Annotated in this window: 23 protein-coding genes and 1 pseudogene; 8 read left to right on the top strand and 16 right to left on the bottom strand. The window is 33.3% G+C overall.

Annotated features, from left to right (window positions below; genetic code table 11):
* The first annotated feature begins 121 nt into the window (after positions 1-121).
* Positions 122-607: a DUF4822 domain-containing protein gene (locus GWI58_RS15710; RefSeq protein ID WP_004243298.1), complete on the top strand. Its 486-nt coding sequence runs from the start codon at positions 122-124 to the stop codon at positions 605-607.
* Positions 608-706: 99 nt separating this feature from the next.
* Here GWI58_RS15710 and GWI58_RS15705 read toward each other — a convergent pair whose 3' ends face one another.
* Entirely contained in the window at positions 707-1,843 is a 1,137-nt protein-coding gene (locus tag GWI58_RS15705; RefSeq protein ID WP_161769349.1) for an AAA family ATPase, read from the bottom strand.
* Positions 1,830-2,543, bottom strand: coding sequence for an RNA ligase family protein (locus tag GWI58_RS15700; RefSeq protein WP_094959471.1), 714 nt, complete (start codon positions 2,541-2,543; stop codon positions 1,830-1,832). Before GWI58_RS15700 ends, GWI58_RS15705 begins: the two co-directional genes overlap by 14 nt.
* A gap of 385 nt (positions 2,544-2,928) precedes the next feature.
* Between GWI58_RS15700 and GWI58_RS15695 the strand changes: the two genes are divergently transcribed.
* Positions 2,929-3,717 carry a glucose 1-dehydrogenase gene (locus GWI58_RS15695; RefSeq protein WP_004248258.1) on the top strand — a complete coding sequence of 263 codons (789 nt, stop codon included), beginning with the start codon at positions 2,929-2,931 and terminating at the stop codon, positions 3,715-3,717.
* A gap of 98 nt (positions 3,718-3,815) precedes the next feature.
* Here GWI58_RS15695 and GWI58_RS15690 read toward each other — a convergent pair whose 3' ends face one another.
* Positions 3,816-4,370: a YiiX/YebB-like N1pC/P60 family cysteine hydrolase gene (locus tag GWI58_RS15690; RefSeq protein ID WP_004243303.1), complete on the bottom strand. Its 555-nt coding sequence runs from the start codon at positions 4,368-4,370 to the stop codon at positions 3,816-3,818.
* Positions 4,367-4,774, bottom strand: a complete 408-nt coding sequence (locus GWI58_RS15685) for a DUF4878 domain-containing protein (protein WP_004243305.1) — start codon at positions 4,772-4,774, stop codon at positions 4,367-4,369. The genes GWI58_RS15690 and GWI58_RS15685 overlap by 4 nt, the downstream gene beginning before the upstream one ends.
* A 771-nt stretch (positions 4,775-5,545) precedes the next feature.
* On the opposite strand from GWI58_RS15685, the gene GWI58_RS15680 reads away from it, so the two are divergent.
* Positions 5,546-5,803: a hypothetical protein gene (locus GWI58_RS15680; RefSeq protein ID WP_004243308.1), complete on the top strand. Its 258-nt coding sequence runs from the start codon at positions 5,546-5,548 to the stop codon at positions 5,801-5,803.
* A gap of 107 nt (positions 5,804-5,910) precedes the next feature.
* Entirely contained in the window at positions 5,911-6,603 is a 693-nt protein-coding gene (locus tag GWI58_RS15675; RefSeq protein WP_004243309.1) for an XRE family transcriptional regulator, read from the top strand.
* A 19-nt stretch (positions 6,604-6,622) separates the two neighbouring features.
* Here the strand turns inward: GWI58_RS15675 and GWI58_RS15670 are convergent, their stop codons facing one another.
* The 4 genes from GWI58_RS15670 to GWI58_RS15655 all read right to left on the bottom strand — a co-directional run bounded on the left by GWI58_RS15670 (position 6,623) and on the right by GWI58_RS15655 (position 10,118).
* On the bottom strand, positions 6,623-7,246 hold the full coding sequence (locus GWI58_RS15670) for an ABC transporter ATP-binding protein (RefSeq protein WP_012368025.1): 624 nt from the start codon (positions 7,244-7,246) through the stop codon (positions 6,623-6,625).
* Positions 7,240-8,016: an ABC transporter permease gene (locus GWI58_RS15665; protein WP_161769348.1), complete on the bottom strand. Its 777-nt coding sequence runs from the start codon at positions 8,014-8,016 to the stop codon at positions 7,240-7,242. Before GWI58_RS15665 ends, GWI58_RS15670 begins: the two co-directional genes overlap by 7 nt.
* Positions 8,017-8,114: 98 nt before the next feature.
* Positions 8,115-8,870: a molybdate ABC transporter substrate-binding protein gene (gene modA, locus GWI58_RS15660; RefSeq protein ID WP_161769347.1), complete on the bottom strand. Its 756-nt coding sequence runs from the start codon at positions 8,868-8,870 to the stop codon at positions 8,115-8,117.
* A 264-nt stretch (positions 8,871-9,134) separates the two neighbouring features.
* Positions 9,135-10,118, bottom strand: a complete 984-nt coding sequence (locus tag GWI58_RS15655) for a sugar-binding transcriptional regulator (RefSeq protein ID WP_161769346.1) — start codon at positions 10,116-10,118, stop codon at positions 9,135-9,137.
* Positions 10,119-10,485: 367 nt separating this feature from the next.
* Here GWI58_RS15655 and cutA point away from each other — a divergent pair, with 367 nt between their 5' ends.
* Together cutA and sra are read left to right on the top strand one after the other, a co-directional pair.
* Positions 10,486-10,794 (top strand): divalent-cation tolerance protein CutA, encoded by a 309-nt coding sequence (gene cutA / locus GWI58_RS15650; protein WP_161769345.1) that lies wholly within the window; start codon positions 10,486-10,488, stop codon positions 10,792-10,794.
* Between the two features lie 406 nt (positions 10,795-11,200).
* Entirely contained in the window at positions 11,201-11,434 is a 234-nt protein-coding gene (gene sra, locus GWI58_RS15645; RefSeq protein WP_004243316.1) for a stationary-phase-induced ribosome-associated protein, read from the top strand.
* Between the two features lie 98 nt (positions 11,435-11,532).
* On the opposite strand, the gene GWI58_RS15640 is transcribed toward sra, so the two are convergent.
* From GWI58_RS15640 to GWI58_RS15615, 6 genes and pseudogenes are all read right to left on the bottom strand, one after another.
* On the bottom strand, positions 11,533-12,585 hold the full coding sequence (locus tag GWI58_RS15640; RefSeq protein ID WP_161769344.1) for a DNA polymerase beta superfamily protein: 1,053 nt from the start codon (positions 12,583-12,585) through the stop codon (positions 11,533-11,535).
* A pseudogene (locus GWI58_RS15635) lies at positions 12,569-13,301 on the bottom strand (nucleotidyltransferase domain-containing protein). Before GWI58_RS15635 ends, GWI58_RS15640 begins: the two are co-directional and overlap by 17 nt.
* 420 nt (positions 13,302-13,721) lie before the next feature.
* Entirely contained in the window at positions 13,722-14,216 is a 495-nt protein-coding gene (locus GWI58_RS15630) for a hypothetical protein (RefSeq protein WP_161769343.1), read from the bottom strand.
* Positions 14,217-14,231: 15 nt separating this feature from the next.
* Positions 14,232-14,690 (bottom strand): structural protein, encoded by a 459-nt coding sequence (locus tag GWI58_RS15625; RefSeq protein WP_161735175.1) that lies wholly within the window; start codon positions 14,688-14,690, stop codon positions 14,232-14,234.
* Positions 14,691-14,692: 2 nt separating this feature from the next.
* The gene (locus GWI58_RS15620) at positions 14,693-14,965 is read right to left on the bottom strand and encodes a phage holin family protein (RefSeq protein WP_004243326.1); all 273 of its coding nucleotides are present in this window, start codon (positions 14,963-14,965) and stop codon (positions 14,693-14,695) included.
* Positions 14,962-15,333, bottom strand: coding sequence for a putative holin (locus tag GWI58_RS15615; protein WP_075674257.1), 372 nt, complete (start codon positions 15,331-15,333; stop codon positions 14,962-14,964). The genes GWI58_RS15620 and GWI58_RS15615 overlap by 4 nt, the downstream gene beginning before the upstream one ends.
* A gap of 171 nt (positions 15,334-15,504) precedes the next feature.
* Here GWI58_RS15615 and GWI58_RS15610 point away from each other — a divergent pair, with 171 nt between their 5' ends.
* The gene (locus GWI58_RS15610; protein ID WP_161769342.1) at positions 15,505-16,494 is read left to right on the top strand and encodes an acyltransferase; all 990 of its coding nucleotides are present in this window, start codon (positions 15,505-15,507) and stop codon (positions 16,492-16,494) included.
* A gap of 60 nt (positions 16,495-16,554) precedes the next feature.
* Here the strand turns inward: GWI58_RS15610 and GWI58_RS15605 are convergent, their stop codons facing one another.
* Positions 16,555-19,086, bottom strand: coding sequence for a glycosyl hydrolase family 28-related protein (locus GWI58_RS15605; RefSeq protein WP_161769341.1), 2,532 nt, complete (start codon positions 19,084-19,086; stop codon positions 16,555-16,557).
* A 173-nt stretch (positions 19,087-19,259) separates the two neighbouring features.
* On the opposite strand from GWI58_RS15605, the gene GWI58_RS15600 reads away from it, so the two are divergent.
* Positions 19,260-19,511, top strand: coding sequence for a hypothetical protein (locus GWI58_RS15600; RefSeq protein WP_070486757.1), 252 nt, complete (start codon positions 19,260-19,262; stop codon positions 19,509-19,511).
* 31 nt (positions 19,512-19,542) lie between these two features.
* Here the strand turns inward: GWI58_RS15600 and GWI58_RS15595 are convergent, their stop codons facing one another.
* The gene (locus GWI58_RS15595; protein WP_161769340.1) at positions 19,543-20,604 is read right to left on the bottom strand and encodes a hypothetical protein; all 1,062 of its coding nucleotides are present in this window, start codon (positions 20,602-20,604) and stop codon (positions 19,543-19,545) included.
* Positions 20,605-20,634: the final 30 nt, after the last annotated feature.

Raw genomic sequence — 20,634 nt, 5'->3', positions numbered from 1 at the left:
CAGACATATTCCGACACATTTATTTTCTAGCGATGTTTAAACTTAATGTCTAAGATTATAAATATAAATTGAGCACCAATAATCTGATAAATACACAACGTAAAGACATAAGGATATACCTATGAAAATAAAATCACTTATTGCTATTTCATTATTAAGTGTTAGTGCTTCTCTTTTTGCCGCTGAAAGCACCAGCACAACACAACAAGTTCAGGGCGTAACTCAAGCACAAAAAGATCTCAATGATTATGAAAAAGTCATGGTAGAAAAAGTTTGGGTTACCACGCAAGCCATTGACGAGAAAGGCAATAAAGTTGACGCTAATAATCCACAAGTCAGTAATTATTTTGGCCTAGCAGAATATTATCCTAATGGCACTTTTATTATGTTTACCCCTGAAGGTAAACAAAAAATGCAAGGGGATTGGTCAATGTCTAATGATGGAAAAACGCGTACATTAGTTGCCAAAGATGCACAAGGAAAAACACTATTTACTCGTGATGTAGAAAATATCACCATCAATAATGATGAGTATACCTATCGTATTTACCCAACTGAAGGGGATAATACTGTTTATTTTGATATTATTCATCACGTTAAGAAGTAATCATAATACGTTGTTTCACCTGTTATAAATAATTAAGGGCTATTTTATGGTAAGTAAAATAGCCCTTTTTTTAGTTATATGACCTTAATATAATTAGCCTTAAATCAAATTTTGAGCTTCCCTATCAACCCAATAAATCACATTAAGCGCTTCTTCTGGTGTTGGGACTTCCAGTTTGCTCAACATTCTTTCCATCACTTTATCGGGAACCGCTTCCTTTCTTGCGCTGTTTTGTTTTTTCCATTGCAAATAAGGGACTTCAATATATACCAATGTCACTTTAGCTTGATAACGATAAAACAGAGCAATAAGTTGATTACGCATTTGTTTAGTAATATTTGTTGCATTCCAAACAAAAGACTTATGCTCTCTTAAATATATTCTCGCTTGCTCTTTGGCAAGTTGTGCAATCCATCCATTCGCATCACGATCATCTGGTTTTATATTATGCTGCTGACGTAATGCATCTAAACTTACTACAGGCATATCTGCACAATATTGGCGAATATAACTATCTTTGCCCATTCCCGGTAGCCCACAAAGCACAATAACTTCACTTCCTTGCTCAGGATAAGGTTCATAGTGAGGATCGACACTATTTTCACTATGAAAATAGTGAAATCGAGCGCCATCAGAAATAAATCGTGCGGGTGTTCTCCAACAATTTAATTCTTCACAGTAAAGTGTAAATAACACTATTTTATCCAATAAAGCGGGCTTATCTTCACAGCTTCGTCCCAGAACATCCGCCTTAGCCAGCAATGCCAATAAATAGCAATCTACTCTTAACGAAGCCGCTAATAAGGCTTTTTTAGGATCGGGTTTATCCATTAACCATAAAGGTAATCCGTGATAGCGTACTAATGCCGCAATCTGTTCTCTATCAATAAAGCTAACCGGCACTTTTTCATATAAAAAACGTCTTGTCGTTAATTCTCCTTTACGAGCATGGCCTGGCGAAATAATTCGCCCATTCTCTTCACGGGTAGTTGAACGTTTTTCTACATCATGTAAAAGTGCTGCAATCCATAGAATTTGTTGCTCTCTTTCTGACAGCTCTTGGTATTCAGGGAGTGATTTTATAGCGTGGATCACCTGCTGTGTATGAATAGCTACATCACCTTCAGCATGGTGGATCGGATCTTGCCTAACACCGGACATATCACTAATTTCATTATAGTACTCACCAAGTTGTTCCCATGACATTTCGCTATGTAATTTTTTATGAAGCATCATGAGACTCCTGTGTTTTTTCCCAAATCAGTGGCGCTCTTTTCCAATTACGTTTCCAATGCACATCTGTTTTAACATGATCTTTTCTCACATATTTAAACACCCGATGTGAAAATTCATCTAATGAAAATGCTTGAGCATCTCGTGTGACAATGCCTTCCATCACACTTGGTTTCTTGGTTAACACATCTTGTGATTGAAAAGAGCTATGCTTTTGTGCGTGTAAAATAATATTCTTTTCAAACTCTATTTTATTTTCCGATTTTGGTAGCGAGATTTCCGGTACGGTGGGTAAATCAAATAAAGTGGCATAAAATTGCACTTCTTCCCAACTTAGCCATTTATCCTGACAACGTATGGCAAAAACATAGAAATACTCTTCCAAATGTTGGTATTCAATAGAATGAATGGCATAAAGATTTTCACCAAAAATATCTAAATTACCTAAATCATTTCTGATGGATTGCCAACGCTGGCGTAGTTGTACTGTCCACGCAGATTGTGTCGGAGTCGCATGAGAGCGAGCAAAAACCCCCATTCGATTTAAGCAATTATTTTCACCATCTAATTTTTCAGTATGAATAAGATGCTTTATTTTGCAGATATCTTGCCACCAATTGGCATTAATACGATCATCGCTTGTTGTGCCTGGTGAAAAAGGATAGTGATATGTTCTGTCATATTTTTTTGATTGATTATTCATTGTGTTATACTCATTAAGTAACAGGAACCCTACTAAATTTATATTAAAATTCAGTGAGTATATTTATCTGTATTTGCACTATTTATCTTCAGTGCCTTAATGCGTATTACATAACCACAACCTAATAACTCAAAAATAACAAAAGAAATAATTTTTAACATACTACCTGTATTATCAAGATAGCACTAGAAAAAAATGTTTATATTTATTATTCATTTTCTCTCAATTTTTTTCGTTATTTAACACTCCATGATGATTGTTCATCTATCCTTAATAGGGTGACAACGCTAATAATGTCACTCCATAGGTATTTATACTTAAATAATGATAAATATCTTAATCCTCAGTCGCTGTTTACATAACGATATTGCACATGGGAGGTAGTATGTATCACGATCTTCAAGGAAAAGTTGCTGTAGTAACAGGTTCGTCACGAGGAATTGGTGCAGCAGTAGTGACGAGATTAGCTCAAGAAGGAATGAACGTTGTTATCAACTATCACTCTGATGAAAATGAAGCTCAAGCATTAGCCGATAGCTTAAATAAACATGGTAAAGGTAAAGCGATTATTTTTGGCGGTGACATTAGTGATGAAAAAATTGCTCATAACTTTATTTATAAGGCGATTGACCACTTTGGTCAGCTCGATCTTCTGATCAATAATGCGGGAATTGAGACACAAACCCCTTCCCATGCAGTAAATTTAGAAGATTGGCGTAAAATTATTGATATAAATTTAACCAGTTATTTTCTAACGGCTCGCTCCGCCTTGAAATATTTCGTTGAGAATAAGATCAAAGGCAATATTATTAATATGTCTTCAGTTCATGAGGTGATCCCATGGCCGACTTTTGCTAGTTACGCTGCCAGTAAAGGTGGCGTGAGAATGTTAACGCAATCACTGGCTCTTGAATATGCACACTATGGTATTCGTATTAACGCCATTGGCCCAGGTGCTATTAATACCCCAATAAATAAAGAAAAAATGCAAGATGATGCGTTACGCAAAGAATTAGAAGAGATGATCCCAATGAAATATGCCGCAGAGCCTGAAGCAGTGGCTAATGTTGCTGCTTGGTTAGCATCGGAGCAATCTACTTATATTACTGGACAAACTATTTTCATTGATGGCGGTATGACACTTTATCCTTCATTTCAAGGTGGAAAAGGTTAAAGCCGTTCACTGTCGTCCATACCGTTAAGATAACCTTCTTTCCAAATTTTGCGGTTTATTTATACTTATTCTTTGGGAAGAAGGCTTTTATCCTTATTTTATTCAATCAAAATAACATTTTCGGAATGGATAATGTTATCAGGAAAAATAAGTGCTCTTTCAGAAATAAACGGCATATGTAATGTACGTGTGCCCGTTGAAATAGAAACCCCTGCTTTTAACCATGCATCAGCCACCAGCTCTGTACAATAAACACCTTTATCTTGCTGAATACTGAAGTTTTCCCCTACTCGATTTAAAACAGCTTCTAACGCTTGTTGTCGTGCTTGTTCACTTCCACGCACTTGGTAAAAGCGTACAGAATTAGGCTTAGCACGACTGATAAAGAAATCCAAACTATCGATAGTAACACCATCTTTACTATCAGCATGTTCACTGGGTGTTGAGTGAACAACCTGTATACCTTGCTCAGTTATCCACAACATTCCTACGTGGCTGAACCCGCTGTTATCAACTTGCTTTATTATGTCGCTAATAACTTCATCACCATCGCGAAAAACCAGATCACCACTTTTTAACTGATAAGGCAAAGCGAGCACAGTCAATGTGCTCGCTAAGTATAAAGTTAATGCAAGAGTAAAGCGTATTATCACTTAACTTCAACTTTCCATTTGCCATCAACTTTGATCATATTTTGATTTTCTGTTTTTTCTTCACCATTTTTCAACACGGTTTTGAGTGTGACAACGGCTTTATTTTTATCTTCGCTGTATTCAACTTTTGCTACTTCAACCTTACCCAAGCCACCTTGCTCTTTAATTTTTTTGCCCGCTTCGGCAACGATCATTTTAAATTTGCCGGTAATTTGCTCTGCCATTGGATCTTTTTCTAAATCACCAAAATACATTAATGACACAGCCTTATCACCATCACCGGAAGCGACAGCTTCAATAAATTCAACCGCTGCTTTTCCTGCTTCGTCTTGTTTATCACCACATGCAGATAATGTCATCATTGCCACCGCAAGAAACATAAATCCCATCATTTTCTTTAACATAAATTCACCATCACCATAAATATTTAATTTAATACAATAAGCATCTTATATAAAAAGGAAAACCATCTCATACAACACACTAATTTATTTATAAACTATGTTTGTGCAATAGAAAAATAACTTTTCTATCGCGGAATTATACGTGACATTAATAGGTTTCGTCATAAATTTTTTTTAATATAGAATAATCCTAGTAAAAAATATTTGAAAAAATCCCCCCAACAATCGAGTAAAATATTTCTATCTATATTTATAAAAAAAATATTGAATATATAATGAATCTAAAAGTGAGCAGAAACATTATTACCATATAAAACTTTTTTATGTTCTATTTTTGTATTTTAATCTCGAAAAAAGAGGATCGGCAACGCATCACGCTGCCGCCATTAACAGATTCAATAAAAATAGTTATCTGTTAGCGAAATAGGTAGAATGCCATATCATTGACAAAGCTTATTTTAAAACACACAAAGACAGTATGTTGCAAAATCAGTTACGATAGTGATACAAAATTACAATAACGTTTATCTCAATAAAACAAATCTATTTGTTTTTTAATATTTAATCATGATATGACAACACGATTTTCTAAGTAGACCTATAACATTTCGGTGTAAAATACAAATAAAGACTAGAAATTTTGTGACACAATGCGCCTTTTTACACCATTAAGTCAATTTAAGATAAATAGAAACTGCATTTTGGATCATGAATAGGTAATCTAGCCATCTGATTTCAATGACCAAACATGAATAGTTAAAAGGGTATGCTATGTTTACTTCACAGCTCATGCTGGTCGGTTATGTTTTATTAGTCAGTCCATGCGGGCATGATTCTTGTGATGCGGTTCCAGTAACAGAAACCATTTATACCAAGGATGAATGTACTATTCGCTTAAACTATCTCAAAAAGAAAAGACCCGATCTCTATATTTTTTGTGGTGAAGTATTACGTGATCCTGAAGTGACCGATGAAAATCCATACCTAACACCGCCAAATAGTGCCGATGATGTCTTTCAATTAAAATAATCACCCTTTTTCGTTGAACACCCCACAAAATACAATTTAATTTGTTTTCTAGTTACGGTATACTCTTTATACTTAAAATATGTAAGGACACGTATTAGGAGTCACTCATGTCTATTGCAAAACGCACCAAAGACAAACGTATTGCGTTAGGTTTAACACAGTCTGAGCTTGCTACCTTGGCTGGTACAACGCAACAATCAATTGAACAGCTTGAGAGTGGCAAAACCAAACGCCCTCGTTTTTTACCTGAATTAGCAAAAGCGTTAAATTGTGAATTATCGTGGTTGCTCGAAGGGGATAATAAACAAACACACGCTTCTGAAATTCCTCCCCAAGATGAATGGCATTCAGTCAGTGAATGGGATAACGATACCCCTCTCAATGCTGATGAAGTCGAGATCCGTTATTTTAAAAGTATTGAACTTGCCGCTGGTGATGGCTGCTGTACTAACGAAGATCATAATGGTTATAAATTGAGATTCTCCAAAAGCACACTACGCCGCTATGGCGCTTCACCACAAAATGTGATCTGTTTTTCCGTCTATGGTGATAGTATGTCTCCGGTTATTCCAAATGGTTCAACAGTGACCGTTGATACAGGTAATACGCGGATTGTGGATGGCGGTATTTATGCTATCGAACAAGATTCATTATTTAGAATAAAATTACTCTACCGTCAGCCAGGCGGAAAATTAATTATTCGTAGCTACAATAAAGATGAATTTCCTGATGAATTTGCAGAAATTGATTCCGTTAAAATTATGGGACGCGTTATTCACTGGTCTGTGATGGCTTGGTGATCATCTGCATATTTTTATTTTAGTTTTTACTTTCTTGCACAATTTTCCCATTAGATAATAACAGCGTTTTATCTGCTAATGCTTGCAATTCACGAGGCTCATGAGTGACTATTATCATCGTTATCTGCTGTTTTTTTAATGAGATAATAAGCTCCCAAAGCTGATAACGTGTTTCCCAATCCAAACTTGAAAAGGGTTCATCCATTAATAACAGTTTGGGTTGGCTAATGAGTGCTCTTGCTAATGCAACTCGTTGCTGCTCTCCCCCTGATATTTGAGATGGATAACGTGTTGCTAAATGAGCAATTCCCATCTGTTCAAGTAACGCTATCTCTTTTTCTTTACTGCGCTTTTGCTTAGCCGCATATTGTGCCAGCCATAAATTTTGCTTTACAGTGAGAAAAGGGAATAAATAAAGACGCTGATTTAAATAACGACAGGGGCGCTGCCAAACAGGTAATTTATTCATATTTTGGTTAGCTAAAACAATATCCCCTGTATAGCCGGTATAACCGGCAATAGCATTGAGTAACGTTGTTTTGCCGCTACCTGATGAACCACTGATCCCTAAACAACACCCTTGCTCTAGGTGTAATGAAACCTCGGTTAAAATACCGGTAGTTAACGAGTGAATGGTTAACATGCTAATTTCCTATCACGCTGTAAACGGTGTAAAGCAAACAATAGAGTAATTGCAATTGCTATCAGTACTAAAGCGCAACCTATCGCAAGCGAGAAATCACCACTCGCTATATTTAAATAGATTGCCATTGGTAAGGTTTCTGTTTTTAATCGAGTGGCCCCTGCCAACATTAATGTTGCCCCAAACTCCCCTAATGCTCGAGAAAAAGCCACAATACAACCACTGATTAATACAGACCAACAAAGTGGGATCTCAACCAAAATAAGCGTTTTTGTTGGTGTTAATCCTAAATTCTGTGCGGTTTGAATATAAGCAGGATCAATGGATTTAAACGCCGCAAGGCTATTACGCATAATGATTGCACTTGCCACATATGTTTGAGCAATAATAATCCCCAAGGGAGAAAAAAGGGCACGAGATAATTGAGGGAAAACCCCTGTTAAAGGCCCTTGATGACCTAACAATAATAATAATCCAATACCTATTACCAAAGGAGGCGTGACTAAGGGTAAATCGAGTAACGCATCAATAAAACGCTGTCCTTTAAATGACGATCTTGCCATCACCCAAGCTGCAGGTACAGCTAAGAGCACGGCTAAACACAATGATGTTAACGCGGTGCTCAGTGACATCAATACGGCAAAATGAAATTCAGCATCAGTAATAACCATGGTGAGTTCGTGATAAGAGAGTTGGCAAATTAATGCAATAAGTGATCCCAATATCAAAAATAATAATAATAAAAGTGGTATTAGTGCCCAACGATACACAGTGAAGCCTTCTCTTAATTTACTGATGACATTTATTGTAAAAATGAAAAAAGCCACCTGTGAGCCGGTGGCAAAAATACAAATAATGTGAGAAAAATCTATGGTTTTGAAATAACAGGTAGAAAACCATAATCAGTAAAAGCCTTTATTCCTTCGGGACGAGAAAAATAATCAGCCAATTGTTGTGCTTGTGTGGGGTTTGTTGAGGTTTTTAACACCGCTAGTGTCGCAATTTCTTCGGGGCTTCCTTCAGGTATGGGTAATAAAACTAATTTATCTTGATTTTTCATTGCATCAGCGTAACCAATAATGGCAGCATCAACCTCACCATTTAATAAATACATAAGTAACTGTTTAATGGTTGCTGTACGAACAACCACTTTATTTCGTAACTGCTCACCTTGGCCTGACGCTTCGATTAATTGTTCACCGCTTTTACCTAATGCAATTGCTTTTGCATCTCCCATACCTAATTTCAATGAACTATTTGCAAAATCTGTGATAGTTTTGATCTCACCGATTTTATCTTTTCTGACAGCAATAACAGGAATATGACGCACAATAGGATATTGGCTAACCACCTGATTTTGTTTCGCTAACTTCTCTACATACTCTTGAGAGCCAGGAAAAAACAGATCACCTTGTTGAGTGAGATTAAAGCGTGTAAGAATTTGGCCTGAACCGCCATATTCGATAGTCACTGTATTGCCGGTTTCTTTTTCAAATAGACCAACAACTTGCTCTACAGGCTGTTTTAATCCTGCGCCAGCATAAAGATGAAGCTCTACAGCAAAGCTATTATGGCAAAATAATCCTAGCGCAAAACCTAAACCTACCAAAACTTGGCGTTTCATAACATCCTCAAACACAATATCGTTATATAATTTTTTATATAATGATAGATATGAGAAATTAAGGCAAGATCTTAGTAAGAAAAAAACAGCAAAGTGTTAGCAAGCTATCATTTTACTTTTCATCTCTAATTTATTTATTAAGATACTTTTATCACTCTGTACCTAGAATAAAAATACATAATCACTCATATTTTGATAAGCGATCTAGATGAATAATAACAGCGATATTAATAACAAATCCTCGTTTAAACGAGGATCTCACTATTAAATACTCAATTCCAATAATGCTAATGCCGTCACTTCATCGATGACAATATCTGTAGCATATCCCCCTTTTATTGCGCCTATGGTTGCAGCAACATTTTCAACGCCTCCAGCAATAAAAATACGCTGTGGGATCTGTCTTAACTGTGCAAGACTAATTCCCATAATTCTAAGGTCGATATCAGAAAGCAGAGGATTACCTTGTGCATCATAGAATCGACCACAAATGACACCAACAGCACCTAAATCGCGATATTGTGCCATCTCATTTGTGGTGAGTACGCCTGTTGTAATCAAAGGATTGTCATCTTGAGTATTACCCACTACAAACAAAGCTTTATTACATTGATTTAAAGCAGAGAAATTACGCCGTATTATGGGTTCTGCTTGTAGCTCCATTGCCAAACGCGCATTTGACACTACAGCCGGCACATGCAAATTAATACTGCAACCTGAAAACTTATTGGCGATCAAAGCGGCAGATTCCGCAGTAGTAAAATCAGGTTGTGGAGCTACAGCCCCAATCATTTGTAACACAGTGACATTTTCTAGTATTTTAGTGGGGAGATAGTGCCCTAGTTTATGGATTGTTCTTCCCCAAGCTACGCCTAAAATATCATCATTGCTGATTATCTGAGAAAGATACATAGCCCCTGCTTTAGCTAATCTTTCTCGATTCATATTTGATGTTTGTTGCGATTTATTCTTTTCTTCATCAGGTAAAATAAGCACATTATTAAGATTAAATTTTGCTTTTATTCTGATTGAATAATCAATCGTAGAAAATACTGATGAATCCAAGCTTATATTAACGAAACCTTTTTCTCTCGCGAGATGTAAATACTTCACAACAGTCACTCGAGAAACGCTCATAATATTTGCAACTTCACTTTGACTGAGTCCGTCCTGATAGTAAAGCCATGCAGCATAAAGAACGGGATCATTATCAAATAAACTCGCATTTTTTAGCGAATTATTATCCATTTTAAACCCCACTATTTTTTATAAATCTTATTAATAATTAATTTATTTTATATTTACGATATTGCAGAAGGTAATAACAATTTTTGTTGAATATGTTCTTATAACACAATTAGATACATTTCATTTAACAACTACTAATATCGGCAAATGGGTGTTTTTCTTTACAAAAAGAAACTCAAAATATGTAAAATCCACTTAATAATGCCGTAATTATCTCATATCGAGAAAGTTTTTTTTGAAAATATGTTTTTATTCGGTTAAAAAGAGAAATCTTAGCGTTAAGTTTTAAAAAGTTTTATTTTGATGATATTAAAGTTAATTACCCTATAACAAATTAACCATAGACTCATTAATACAGAGGAAAAATATGATTATCGCTTATTCAACAGCTCCTAATGAAACTGTCGCCCATGAAATAGCTCACCATCTTATACAGGCAAAGCTTGCAGCTTGTATTAACGTCCTTCCTAATATCAAATCTATCTATCATTGGAATAATGAAATTGTTGAAGATAATGAGGCACTTATGATGATCAAAAGCGAGAGTTCAAAACAACAGATTTTGATTGATACACTAGTAAAAATGCACCCTTACGATACACCAGAAGTCATTATTGTCCCTATAGAAAATGGGTTTCATGGTTATCTAGAATGGATACATCAAAGCCTAAATTAATGATTATATCATTGCATTATCATGCTATTTCATCTTATTTGTGATAAAAATGATAGAATTTTGTAAATAAAACAATACTTATAATCTCAATAATGAGACAAATAAACAAAGTAAAATATTAAGATTAATTACTATTTAACTGCTAAATCATTTTTAAAGACTTTTCTTTTTGAAGTTACTTTTATATTCACAGAAAAAATATAAACAATAAATTATTATTAAATTTTTATAAGTCAAAGAAATGAACAATAATACGCTAATGAGCAAACGAAAAAATAAAACAACAACAAACTGTTTTTTATAGGTTATTATCCTAAAGAATAAATTTAACCGATATCTTACCCTGGTTATTTTCTGTTATAATTAACAAGCTTTCTCTATATTACATGTAAAAAAGGAGTGAGTTGTGAAAACAAACAGAGTCGCAAGACGTATTTTAGGTTTACCTTATAATTTAAGTCGGTCTAAAAAGAAAGTGCGTTTTTCCATTATTACGCCTACAGAAAGTGATAATCTTCCCGCAGAGTTAAAAAATGCAACTCGGATCTGTTTAAAACAAGATTTCAGAAAAAATGCGCAAAATAAGCGTATTTATATGAAATTAACCGATGCTTATCCAGATTATCTTCTAGTAAGTTAATTACTTATGCCTAATGTTAGATTATAAATAACTTTTATTTTATTATTTATAACTAATAGTTTATCCCTTACAACCTTGTAAGGGATAATAGTATTCTATTATTGATATAATTCTTTACGAATATTCACTAATACTTGCTTAATTAATTGAGGATTGATTTTTTCTGGTAATTGACTTTGTTGAAAAGCTTGCTCAATTTTTTCTATTAATATTTTGCTTCGCTCAAATAATGTTTCATAACTTAAAGCCCCAGATTTAATTTCTAACAATTCATCCCTGTTATCACACCAAACTTTGACTTTTTTTTCAGTGGCAATTCCTAATGCAATATAAAGCAACCTAAAAGTGTGCATCATATTTTTACTATCGTAACTTCGTCCATGTTCAATATTTTGCTGATAGCGGGCTTCATTACGCTCCTCGACCCATTGCCAATAAGCATGATACTGCTTGCAATAGGTACTGTAGCCGTCTTTATTAAAACTAAGATAGGCTTGTAATATGGCTGTTTCAGAGACACTACTTAGTAAAACATCGGTGGCATTATCTTTTTTTATTACGCCTTGATAATCACTATTTGGATCATAAAAAACTGCATAAAGATTTTGAGCATGGTTGATTTTAACCAACCCGATATTTTGCTGCTCCCAACAACGTTTTTTAAGCCAATTATTCAGTAATAGGCTTTTTCCATCTTCAATGATATAACAAAAATCAAGGATTGTTTTTAACTCTTTATCTATAGGATCCATGATCTTCTTATTTAACCCTTGCGCTTTTTTTATTTGCCCTTGAGCATAATGCACAAAAGTCTGTACGCATTCCTTTGATAAAAACCATTCTGGGTTAAATTGCATAAATAATGGATGACGATAAATAACAACATGCTCTGGTGCATTTAATAATTCTAAAATATTAGGATTAGACGCACACAGTAATTCAACAAATCGCCCTAATTCATAATAAACGATATCATTAGTTTTATTACTTACTTGTGGCACATAATCAGAGCAATAAAACATCTCTTTAGGTAGATAAAAAACACCTTTAATATCAGTATCTGAACTATCTGTTGCCAAATTTTGTGAACGACTACCTGAAATTGTTTCAAATAAAAGGTAAGGCCTTATATTGTCAATGGTCAGTTTCATCAAGTATTTTCCTAAACCAATTATTTAATATTTCACTATCTGGTACGGTGCGTTTCTCTAATTGAGTTGCTGTTTCTTGCCATAAAAAAGTGATCAGTTTTTGCATATTATCGGTTGGTAGCCAAGTAAAGTGTTCATCTTTATCTGCTTTAAAGCTCACTAACTCTCGAATAATTATTTGCTCATCTGTGGTTAATATATTTATTAACTGATTAAGCTCCATCGGTGGGATATTCCCCGTTTTTACTGTCCAATAAGCAGCTAAAAGTGAACGTAATAGATAGAAATATTTTTTTAATTTTATGGGCTCATCTATCGCTTTACTTGCATGATTCTCTTCAAAATGATGTCTACTAACGGCTTTTGCAATCCCTCTATAATGATGAACAATGATTTGGGGTTGATAATATAATTGTGCCAACTCAAATAATTCTTTTTGGATACCAGTATATTGTTGATAAACAATAGGTGATTGTAACCACTCAAATAAGATAGCATTTGACTTACGTAATAGATGCAATGCTTTCGTAATATCCCAAGCTCCTACATCAAACCAATTATTTTCTATCCACTCAAATGTTTCTTTAGGTTTATCAATTGAAAGATATGCATTGCGAGGCCGTATAAAAATACCTCGTACATCAACTATCCGTTGATGCGAAGCCCCAAGCACGGCTTCCACTTTCAGCAACATAAAGTAGTTTTATTTGATGCATTTGCTCTATTTGTGGCAGTTTTTTTAATATCTGATTATGCATGATGATGCTACTCGGTATTTCCTTACAACTCTTAAATTTAATAATGTTGCCAATTATGATGATGACTAGGACTAACAATAGCAACATAACTACTTTAGTGTCTTAATTTTATAATTTATTTTTTGATACCGTCTCCTATACCGTCATTTTTTTCGGTTCTTGTCAACCATTACCAACCATAGAAAACAAAAAAGCCACCAGTAACTTACTGATGGCTCTTGGTTTTTTAGCCTTTATCAACTATTGCTGATAAACGGTATTTTATTCCCACTCAATTATATTCTAGTAATTTAACTCACTGATAAATATAAATTATATTTAAATTAGATATCACAAACACCGTCACCGATACCGTCATTATAAAATCTGTCTACTTTTTCATCGGTAAGAGTTGATGAGTTTTTCCTTTGCTTCCAGCTCTGAAATACAAAGGTTGAGTGTTCTGGTGTTTTCATCTGCACGCTGAGCTTCACGCCCATATCTTTCAAGTGTTTCTCGTAGTTGTCGAGAAAGTTCACTGGCTTTGGCTTTCTCAATTCGGCAGGTATTGGTGTTATCGGTACTTGCAACTTCTGTTTGCGTGGTACCGGCTGAGAACTGCAACCTGTCAAAGTGATTAAGAACACGATCAAGCAAAGCATCTGTGCGTATCGTATCATGCTGTTGTGCGTCATGATATATCTCCAACCTATTCTGCTGTTCATTGTCTGCGTGTTTACGCAGTTCAATATTTGTGGCCACATCCTTTTCATCTAATTGATTACCTGCAATCTGTTTACTCATCGCTTGGTTATCAAAATAAATACCGCCAGCAACAAAGCCAGCGGTAAAGGAAACAGCCAAAGCAATTAACGCTATGACGGTTTTATTCATTAATCATCACCATTATTAAATTAATGAAAAGGCTCTATCAAAAACATCATCAACATAAGGTTGTTGAGCATTTTCAACAGAAATGATTGCTTTTGCCATTTTGATTGATGTTGATTTATCAAACAGGTTTAAGCATTCGTGACGTTCAAAGCCAGTATCCTTGCAAACTCGTTTAATATAATTTTCAGTATGGTTGTTATCAGATGATGGCGCCCATCGTTCTATGATTTCTTCAACAGTATCTATTTTGTCACAACCAACATTAGGCTTACCTTTTTGCTTACTATAAGTTTGAAGCAATTTCATTAATGCCCGAACACCATAATAAACATTGATAAAGGTACAAAACTTATCATCACTTTGTACTGTTGCTAGGCCTTGCCATTTAGAAGAACCATGTCGAATATTGCCCGGATTATTATTTCTGATACCTCTTACGCCAGTGTTAACGTAATCGTCTTTAAAAACTGACATATTCACCCCTTTATAAACTTGATGACATTGCCCTTACTGACCAACAACGTTGTGCAGATCAGGATATTGGCAAAGATGTTGTAGATATCAGCGTGATAATTAGGATCGAAGTAAGCGCGAATAGGTACGCTTGAAGAATAAGCAAGAATGAGGAAAGCTAACCATCCACCTTTTTTACAGTGTTGTCTGCCGTCACGTTTAAAATAGAACACACGTAGAAATATGACGGTACAGATGATGGCATTAACAATAGTGAGCAATGTTTCGCATTTCATTGTTGCCCTCCTTGTTTCGGTATATCAGCCCTTCCGTATGCTTTTACGCTTAACTTAACCACAAGCAAAGCGGAAACAAAAGCACCTACGGCGTCGATATGTTCGATTTCGTATTGCTCAGGTTTCACACCGAAAAGGCCAGTAACAGAAATAAAGATAGTTGCTGCAGGGCTAAAGAATATAAGACCACAAACGAAGCTTAGAAAAGCCAATAGTGATCTACGTTTAAAGCTATATTCAGTAGCAGCAGTGGTAAAGAAGATGGCTCCCAACAGTGAACCCATAACAACTTCTGCTGGAAGTCCTGCGAAGTAACCAAGAAAAGCAGTTGTGCCGATCCCAGCTTTTGTATAGACATCTTCTTGCATGAGTGTAGTACCAGTGATTAATGAGTAATCATGATACTACACCACCAAAAAGATAACCAAAAATGCACATTTGGATTTACCAAAACATAATAATATAAAAATTTATTTTATGGATGAAATTATAGCCAAAATGTACAATATAGCATTTGGTATAACAGTCGAGATTTAAAAGTGGAAAAAAGAGTAAATTATATAGATTACATTAGAGCTTTTGCCTGTATTATGGTTGTGTTAATACATACATCTGCACCATATGTAAACAATAAAAATATTATAGGTGAATTAAGTTGGGAATTTGCAAATATTATTGATGCATTATCTCGACCCGCTGTTCCTCTTTTTTTTATGATGTCAGGGTATTTTTTCTTAAATGAAAAAAATATTAAGATGAAAAATATAATAAAAATATTTTCTAGCCTTATATTTTATAGTTTGATAGCGTGGGTTATATTATATATAAATGGAACACCATACGAAAAGTTAACCTTTATTGCGAAACCAGCATATTATCACTTATGGTTTTTTTATACTTTAATCCCAATATATTTGATTATAAGTGTAATAAAAGTTAGGGAATTAAAAACAACACATGTTATATTTGTTTTTTTTGTTTTGTTTTTCTTGCTTAACTCTAATGCAATAAGTATTTACAAGGAAATAAATGTAAACATAGTCAATAAATTTATGGTAAATGGCATATTCATTATGTATTTTTTATATACAATACTTGGTGGATGCTTGAGAAATACAAAAATTAAAGACACATTAATTAACAAGATATTACTTATTTCTATATTCATTATATCATCATTATTAGTAGCATACCTTACTCATAGTTTAAGTTTAACATCAAATAAAGTAAACACCATAATGTATAGTTACGTTAATCCATTGGTATTCATATCAGCATTATCATTATTTTTATTTATGATGCTAATATCAAGTAAACTAAAAGATAATATTATAATTAAAACAATATCAAAATATTCACTAGGTATTTATGGAATACATGCATTTGTGATATTTTATATAAACAAATACTTAAGTTTTAATAACAACAGTGTTATATATATACCTATTTATTTTACCTTAACAATGTTGATATCTATCATAGTGTCTTGCATGATAAAAAAAATAGATAAAAAAGGGTACATATCATAGTTAAAATATAAACAAACCTATTATTTAATAGGTTTGTTCTTTATCTTAATATTTGTTTAATTAAATTTGAATCCAGAAATTTCCATCATAAATAAAACAAATTACATCTCCAGATTCTGGTTGTTTAACTTTACTTCTAATGTTTCCAGTATTGTTTATTGTTGTATTTGATGCTCTAAATATTATTAATATTTTTTGCCCGACCTTCCCATTTAAAATATTTGACAATATAACCCCATCATCATTTATAATGTGATTTTCACTACCATATGCATCAATATAATTAGCACCTACATCTTTAAATTTAAAAATATTCTGAAATGAATTTGGATGTGTAGAGTTTCCAATTGTAGATACTCTATTTTTTGAAATGTCGAAACATATTGCATAACAATCATCATTGTCTTTTGGTATGTTAATCTCTAATTCAGGTGTAGTATTGACATCCCAGTTTTTAAAGTGAATAGAAGTGTTATACCCTTCTAGACTGACCATTTTTACCCCTTTGCTATAAAAAGTTGGGTTTCCACTCCTTCTGTTTTGATGTGAAAATAACAAGTTCCTACAATTCTTGATCGTGATACCATCTCCTATTCCACCACCTTGATCCAATGGGGTTCCTAATGCTATGTTAGTAATATTAAATCCTCTACAATTGTCAAAAATAAACTGTTTTCCACCCTTACCTTCATTTATTAATAATTGCCCAAAAACTCCAACTGAATTAATAAAGTGAAAGCTAGAACTATTTTTATTTCCATTAGTATTGTGTAACATTTTTAAATTACATCCGTGAAGCCTTCCCTTAATTAACGTGTGATACCCACCACGCCTTAATGCTGCATATATATTAGATATATCAGAGTAATGGATTCCACTTCCATCATCATTAGGATATTCAGAATAATCAAAACTAAGCACAATAGGATCGTACTTATGATTTATAGGTGTGCAATCTGCAGTTATGTTATCAATTTTACCATACTTAACATTCCCTTCCAATTTTATAAGCTCGTTGTGATATTCACATGACCCCAATATATATATATTTTTAAATTCAAAATTTCTAAATGTATTATCAAGAACATCTTGTAAATTTGATTTATTTTGTTGTTTGTAATATATAGCTTTAACATTAATTATATTTGCTAATTTTATTGTGAAATTTTTTAAAGATTGAAAGTTAATAGGACCTTTAATTTGTTCCCATTCAAAAGCACCACGATTTTCTGGGAAGTTAATAGATTGAATGAATCTGGTAGATAAAATACTATCTCCAACAATATTAATGACGTACCTTGGTATAACACTTGACTTTGGTAGTATTATTGGTTTATCTAAAAGATAATCCCCTCTGGGGAAATATAAGGTTATACCGTGATTATCTTCTCCTGTTATATATACACTTAGCATATTTATAATACTTTGAATTTGATCACTACATGGAATACTTCCACTAATATCTATATATTCATCAAAATCTAATATAGATACAACTGAATTACTTTGTGGTAATAAATAGCAAACTATTTCTTTATTTCCATCTAAAGAAGATACTATTATTTTTCTTTTATCTATATAAATAATCTCTCCATCTGCTCTATTTGACAACTTATATATCTGAATAGAGTCCTTAATTTCCAATCTGACATGTGTATGTTTAAATGATATATAATCACCTAATTTAATATATTCTGAAATATTTTCAGGGAATACACATCCTTTAATTAAATTATCTCTCATTTTAGACACTTGAATACTTAAAGATAAATTACCAATACTAATCCAAGCCCCTATGTTGACTCCTCCAGTATATTCAGGTGTGGAGTTAATAGGAACTAATTTAGGTAAATCACCATCCCAACGATAATATTCTCCATTACTTTCCCAATGTAACGCCTGATACCGTGTGGTTATCTCCGCACCTTTCTCAAAAGAATCAACAAGTACATAACCAAGCGAACCAGTTTCAGCAGGATCAAGTAATTGAGGATAACCTTCATTATCAAAGCCGAGCTGTTTATTTCTGCGTTGTTCAGCGGATGGTAATGTAGGTATAGGCTTATCCTTTACCCTTAATGTCTTACTATCAATATCCTTAATACTGTTATCAACGTAGTCTTTATTAGCACTATCACTGCCGAATTTAGGTGGTGCCAAATTAGCAATACGATTTCCTTTTGCATCATAGTAATTCGATAGATAGGTAGGCTTACGTAAGCTTAAAGAGAAAGTACCCAATGTCTTTTGAATTAACATTGTTAGATAATCAAAGGCATCTTCATGTACTTCAGCAAAGAATTTTCCTTGATTACGTAAGTCAGTTTCTTGTACAACGGGTAAATCACGTTCTAATAATATCTTCCAGCCTCGAGCTAAAGGTTTATTTAAAACCACCTTACCGCCATGATAAGAACCAGCCCCCACAATAGTGTAATCAGTGCCATTCTTTAATGTTGTTTCATTGCCGTCACTGTCAGCAACTACAACAATCAAATGTTTGCTTTCAAAGATACGGAAACGAAAATCAAAATCCGTTGTTACGCCATTACCTACATACTCTTCATGGCTTAGTTCAGTAGATACCGTCATTGCTCATCTCCTCTAGTGTTAATGAGGATATGATACGTTTAACTACAAAATATATCCATATTTGCAATAATGGTTATCAAATAGAAAATTAAATTAACCATTTAGATGAACATTTTAATGCATTTACATTATTATAGTTTGCGTAATTATTTTCATTAGTGAGGACTTTAGCCATGGAAAAGAAGTATGAATACCCTGCACCAGCTAACTATCCAGATGTAGTGAATACCGATAAAGGGATTGAAAAGTTAATTACAAAATCAAACCTTGAAGCACTTTTAACAAAGATGGAAAGCGATGGTCATGATGTATCAGCTCCACTTGTAGAACTGATAGCAATGAGAAACTTTATAGTTCAAAAGATGAGAGGCAATAAAAATATAATACCGTTAGTGGAATGTATTTTAGCTGAATTAAAGAAATGAGAACAATGCACCGCTTAAGCGGTGCTATTTATCAGTTTTTTTTCAACAATTCTATTATTTTATTCTCTACTTGTTCGAGTATTGATTTTAATCTTTTATTCTGTATTGGTGAGCGGTTAGCCATTGATATATAGTCATATTCTATATCACATATATTCAGGTTTTTTTCATCTGATGAGTTAGTATTTAATTTATTTTTATCTTCTATTAACAGTTCAATATATTTTTTATTAAAATTTGTTTTTTTTGATTCCCTTGTTGAAACATATAATCTAGCTATATATTTATATTCCTCCCACTCACTTTCAGTTAATACTTTAATAGAAGTGCCTTTTTTTATTAAACCATCCACTAATACATCAGGAAAAACACCATTTTTTTCAATAGTTTTTATAAAAATAACATCATAAAATTCCTTTTCTTTTTCATAAATATAATCAGGTGTTAATGTTGATTTATCAAAAATCAAATCTGATAATTGTATTAACGATTGATGAACAACACTCCCACTATAAAAAGTTGTAGGTTGATTTATTAACCCATAATTTCTCAAGATACTAAAGTTCATAGAGAAAAAATTAATACCTTTATTCGCAATTGAGTGCTCATAAGATTCATTGTTTTTATAGCCAACTAAATCATACTTACTAGATATATAATAGTATTTTATTAGTTCAATAGATGAATTCGTTAAATTCTTCAATATATATAAAAAATTTTTTCTATCTGATTCTGAATAATTTGTATTACTAATATTTAGTATTAAATTAATATAATAATTAATTTTATTATTTTCCAATTCTTTCATGACACAATTTATAATCATCTCAGCATACTCAGGGCCAAGAGCTTGTAACATCTGAGGGTTGTCTTTATAGTTAATGCCATAAAAAAATTCAACTAGCCTTAATACTTCACTCTCATCTAGGTATTCAATCAAATCACTTCTAAATTGCGTTATCTGTTTAACTCCAGGTATAAAAGATAGAGCCACTGTCCTTGTTTTTGATAAAAAAACACTAGTTTTTTTCTCTTTTTCCTTTTTAAAATATTCAATTAGCTTTTCTTTATTTTGCTCATTCTCTATTGACATATTAACATCTCATTGTATTAAATTTATCAG

It is taken from the genome of Proteus sp. G2674 (assembly GCF_009915195.1).
GTDB classification, from domain to species: domain Bacteria; phylum Pseudomonadota; class Gammaproteobacteria; order Enterobacterales; family Enterobacteriaceae; genus Proteus; species Proteus mirabilis.
This window is presented reverse-complemented; position numbering and strand designations above follow the sequence as displayed.